This is a genomic window from Hymenobacter coccineus, assembly GCF_001816125.1.
GTDB lineage: Bacteria > Bacteroidota > Bacteroidia > Cytophagales > Hymenobacteraceae > Hymenobacter > Hymenobacter coccineus.
In genome coordinates this window covers 1-4,123 of sequence record NZ_MDZA01000186.1, presented here as the reverse complement: position 1 = coordinate 4,123, position 4,123 = coordinate 1, and the positions used below count along the sequence as shown (strand labels likewise).

The 4,123-nt window shown below is 69.0% G+C and carries 5 protein-coding genes; all 5 read right to left on the bottom strand.

The genetic code is table 11. The features are described 5' to 3' along the window. Positions 1-69: 69 nt before the first annotated feature. The gene (locus tag BEN49_RS11795; protein ID WP_070743663.1) at positions 70-258 is read right to left on the bottom strand and encodes a hypothetical protein; all 189 of its coding nucleotides are present in this window, start codon (positions 256-258) and stop codon (positions 70-72) included. A 286-nt stretch (positions 259-544) separates the two neighbouring features. Then, positions 545-904: a polysaccharide biosynthesis C-terminal domain-containing protein gene (locus BEN49_RS28860; protein ID WP_070743660.1), complete on the bottom strand. Its 360-nt coding sequence runs from the start codon at positions 902-904 to the stop codon at positions 545-547. Continuing rightward, positions 901-1,575 carry a lipopolysaccharide biosynthesis protein gene (locus BEN49_RS28855; RefSeq protein ID WP_158022869.1) on the bottom strand — a complete coding sequence of 225 codons (675 nt, stop codon included), beginning with the start codon at positions 1,573-1,575 and terminating at the stop codon, positions 901-903. The genes BEN49_RS28860 and BEN49_RS28855 overlap by 4 nt, the downstream gene beginning before the upstream one ends. A 561-nt stretch (positions 1,576-2,136) precedes the next feature. Continuing rightward, positions 2,137-3,354, bottom strand: a complete 1,218-nt coding sequence (locus BEN49_RS11780; protein ID WP_070743654.1) for a PP2C family protein-serine/threonine phosphatase — start codon at positions 3,352-3,354, stop codon at positions 2,137-2,139. A gap of 17 nt (positions 3,355-3,371) precedes the next feature. After that, positions 3,372-4,123: ABC transporter permease (locus BEN49_RS11775; RefSeq protein WP_239691914.1), on the bottom strand; the 752-nt coding region annotated here is incomplete at its 5' end.

The window sequence follows — 4,123 nt, the reverse complement described above, 5'->3', positions numbered from 1 at the left end:
TTCGGTGCTGGCCTGGGGGGCGGGGCAGGTGCAGCAGGGCCACGGCGCGGCCGGCCACCTCATGCCAGGTCAGGCGCAAGCCGCGGATGATACGTGCTCGGCGGGGGGCAGGCCTTCGGCGGCCTTTTCCCACATGTAAAGCAGTAGCTCGCGGGCCAGGGCGGGGTCGGCCAGCTCGCGGCGCACGGCGGCGGGGCGGCGGCCGGCCAGCTGGGGCACGAGCACGTGGGCAAAAGCGTAGGGATGCGGACGGGCCATAAGTGGAGCAAAAGTAGGGGCCCCGGGTTTAGTTGGCGGTTGTTGGTTGGTGGTTCTTCATCGCCCATGCCTCGTTGCCCATCACTGAAACGACTGTCGGCAGCGCGACCAAGGCGGTATGATTCGCTCGGAGGGGCCCTAGGTTCCTCGCGCCGCGCTCAGGGCCCTGGGTTGGAATGTAGCGCGGACTTTGTAGTCCGCGGCTTTAAACGGTCGCTCAACGATTATCAGCAGGACGAAGCGAGAGCCGCGAACTACAAGTCGCGCTACAGTTGCCGCGGCGGCGCTACGGTTTCTTCGGCAGCAGGGCTCGGATTTCAGCCCACTGCACTACGCCGGTGGCCAGCAGGATGGGGCCGAACAGGGCCCCCAGCAGGCCCGCCTCCAGCCACCAGGGCAAGGCCAGGCCGGCGCGCGCGGCCCACCAGGCCCCGCACAGCAGCCCGAAGGCCAGCAGCAGGCGCGCCAGCAAGGCCCACGGCAGGGCCACGCCGGTGCGCCGCGCCACCAGCACGAGGTAGGCCCCCGACACGGCCACGGCGCACACCAGCGTGTTCAGGGCCGCGGCCACGGCCCCGAAGCGGGGCAGCAGCACCAGGTTCAGCCCCACGTTCAGGGCGAGGCTGGCGGCCACGGCGCGGCTCACGGCGCCCTCGTGGGCGTGCTGGTGAGCAGGGTGCTGTAGATAGCGAAAAAGGCGTGCACCAGCACATTGAGGAACAAAATGCGCAGGCAGAGCGCCATCTTGGCCAGCTCGTCGGGGCGGCTGTGGTGAAACTGCCAGAACAGCACTTCGCCCCGAAACAGCCCGAACGCCACCGCGAACAGCAGCGGCGCGGCCACCACCCGCTGCCCAAACCAGAGCAGCTTGCGCTGGGCCTCGGCATCGTGCGGGGTGCTGGCGAATTTGGCAAAAAACAGCGGCAGCACCGTCCAGGCGTACATCATCACGGCGTCGGCCCAGCGGTAGGCCCCGGCGTAGTAGCCGGCCTCAGCGGGCGAGTGCAGGCGCTCGAGCATCACCATGTCCACGCGCTCGTTCACGCCGTAGAGCACCGCCATCAAGGCAAAGGGCAAGCTGGCGCGCAGGGCCTGGCGCGCCCGGCGCCCCTGCCAGCGGTAGCGCACGCGGCCAAACAGGCGCGTCAGCAGCCCATAAAAGAGCGCCGCTGTGAAGGCCGCCGCCCCCAGCCGGGCCCCCACGTAGCTGCCCAGCGTGAGGCCGCCCGGCAGCAACGCCAGGATGGCGGCCAGCAGCAGGGCTTTTTCGAGCACCGAGAGCACGGCGTCGGTATTGAAGTGCTGGCGGGCCTGCACGGGGCCCCGCAAAAACAGCCCGTACTGCGTGAGCAGCAGCGCCGCCGCCACCCCCGCCAGCAGCCCAGCTGGGGCCCCCGGTAGCCCAGCGCCCAGCCCACGGGCAGCAGCGCCACCAGCGCGGCCAGGCCCAGCCCCCCGCGCAGCGGCAACAGCACCGGAAACTCTTCGGCCAGAAACTCGGGCGCGGCGGCCAGGCGCTGCACCACGTAGGGCGTCAGGCCAAGGTCGGCGAGGGCGGCCACGGCGATGGCCAGCGCCGAGAGGGCGGCCACCAGCCCAAAGGCCGCGTGGCCCAGGCGGTCCTGCACCAGGTTTTCGACCACGATCCAGCCGGGCTTGACGGCCAGGTTGAGCAGAACGACGAGGCTGATGTTGCCGAAAAACCGTTTGATGCGGGGCGGGCGTTAGGGCGGCGCGGGCACCGCGCCCGCGCCGGGCAAAGCTACGCCCCCGGGCCGGCTGGGGCCCCAGGCGGGGGGCTGGCACGGGGCCTAGCGGCAGGGCCCTTAAGTTTGAGCACTTGCCGCCCGGGGAAACTTAACGGCCTCACCCTCTCCCTTATTTCATCCGGCAGCTGAGGATCGTCACGTCGTCGGCGAACTGGTCGGTGCCGCCGCCGAAGGCGCGGATTTCGCGCAGCAGGGTTTCGTGCAGGCGCGGCAGGGGCAGGTAGCGGTTCTGGGCGATGACGCGCAGCACGCCTTCCTCGCCAAACTCATTGCCCTCGGCATCAAATACCTCCGTCAGGCCGTCGGTGTAGTTGAAGAGCAGCGAGCGGGGCGGCACCACCACCTCGCCCACCTCCAGGCGGGGCAGCTCCTCGATGATGCCGAGCATGACGGCCCCCGTTTTGAGGAACTGCGGGGGCCCCTGGTCGGGCAGCAAAATGGGGTCGTTGTGGCCGGCATTGACGAAGCGCAGGTGCCGGGTTCGGCAATCGTAGATGCCCAGAAACGCGGTGATGAACTTCTCGCCCCCGGCGTTGCGAAAGATTAAGTGGTTGAGCTCATAGGCGATAACGGGCAGGTCGGCGCCCTGGCGCAGCAGCGTGCGCAGCCCGGCCTGAAAGTTCGACATGAGCAGGGCTGCCGCCACGCCTTTGCCGCTCACGTCGGCAATGCAGAGCAGCAGGCGGTCGGCGTCGATTTCCACCACGTCGAAGTAATCGCCCCCGATTTGGGTGTGCGGCACGTAGGTGCGGGCCACGGCCACGGCGGCGTTGTTGGGCAGGTGCGTGGGGAAGAGCAGGCGCTGCACGTCCTGGGCAATCTCAATTTCGCGGCGCAGGGCCGCGGCGGCCATCCGCTGGCGGGTGAGGCGGCGGTTTTCGACGGCCCCGAGCAGGATGTTGGCCAGCGTTTCGATGAACTTCATGGCCTCCTGGTCCGCGTAGTCGGCCTGGGCCGTGCCGATGAGCACGTAGGCGAGCACCCGTTCGGCCTGGGTCACCGGAATCACGGTTTCGAAGCCCTCCCAGCCGGGCCCGAGGTCGAGGCCTTCCATGATGCAGGGCGCCGCGTAGCACTGGGCCAGCACGATTTCCGGCAGGGGCCCCACGACCGCCGGGAATGATACCTCGGCCCGGTACACCCCGTCGGTGAGGACGTACAGTGCCAGCCGGCGCACCCCGAGCTGGCCGATGAGCGTGAACTGAAAAATTTTGTAGAGCGCGGCCTCGCCGGTCGAATCCTGGGTGATGGCCTGGGTGATTTCGAGCAGGGCGTTCAGCTCGCGCTCCTTCAGAAATAAGCGCTTATCGGAGGTGGTGTTGGACATGGGGAGAAAACAGGGCCCTAGCGGACGGCCGTTTTGGGGTCGTAGGCGTCGCGCAGGCCATTGCCCAGTAAATTAAAGCTTAAAACCAGCAGCGAGATGGCCGCGCCCGGCAGCACCGTCAGCCACAGCCCGGCTTGGGTGCCCAGCAGGTCGTAGCCCTCCTTCACCATCAGGCCCCAGCTGGGGGCCGGCGGCTGCACCCCCAGCCCGAGGAAGCTGAGGCCGGCTTCGAGCAGGATGGCGGCGGCGAAGTTGCTGGTGGCCAGCACCAGCAGAGGCCCCCGCAGGTTGGGCAGCAGGTGCCGGGCAATGAGGCGCGAGGTGGGCAGCCCCAGCACCCGCCCGGCCTCCACAAAGGTGGCCGAGCGCAAACTCAGCAGCTGCCCGCGCACTACGCGGGCCACGTCCACCCACATCGTGAGGCCCACGGCTACGAAACTGACCCACACGCCTTTGCTGTCGAGCGCCAGCGAAATGGCGATGACCAGCATAATGCCCGGAATGCTCCACACCACGGTCATCACGCCCAGCAATACACTATCGATCCAACCGCCGAAGTAGCCGGCCAGGGCCCCCACGGCCATGCCCAGCGCCATCGAGATGAGCACCGCCACCAGCCCGATGCCCAGCGAAATGCGCGTGCCCAGCAGCAGGCGGCTCAGCTCGTCGCGGCCGGCCTTGTCGGTGCCCAGCCAGTAGGTGCGGGCCACGCGCGGCCCGGCGGCCACGCGCTGCGGGGGCCCCGGCACGGCCCGGGGCACGCGGGGCG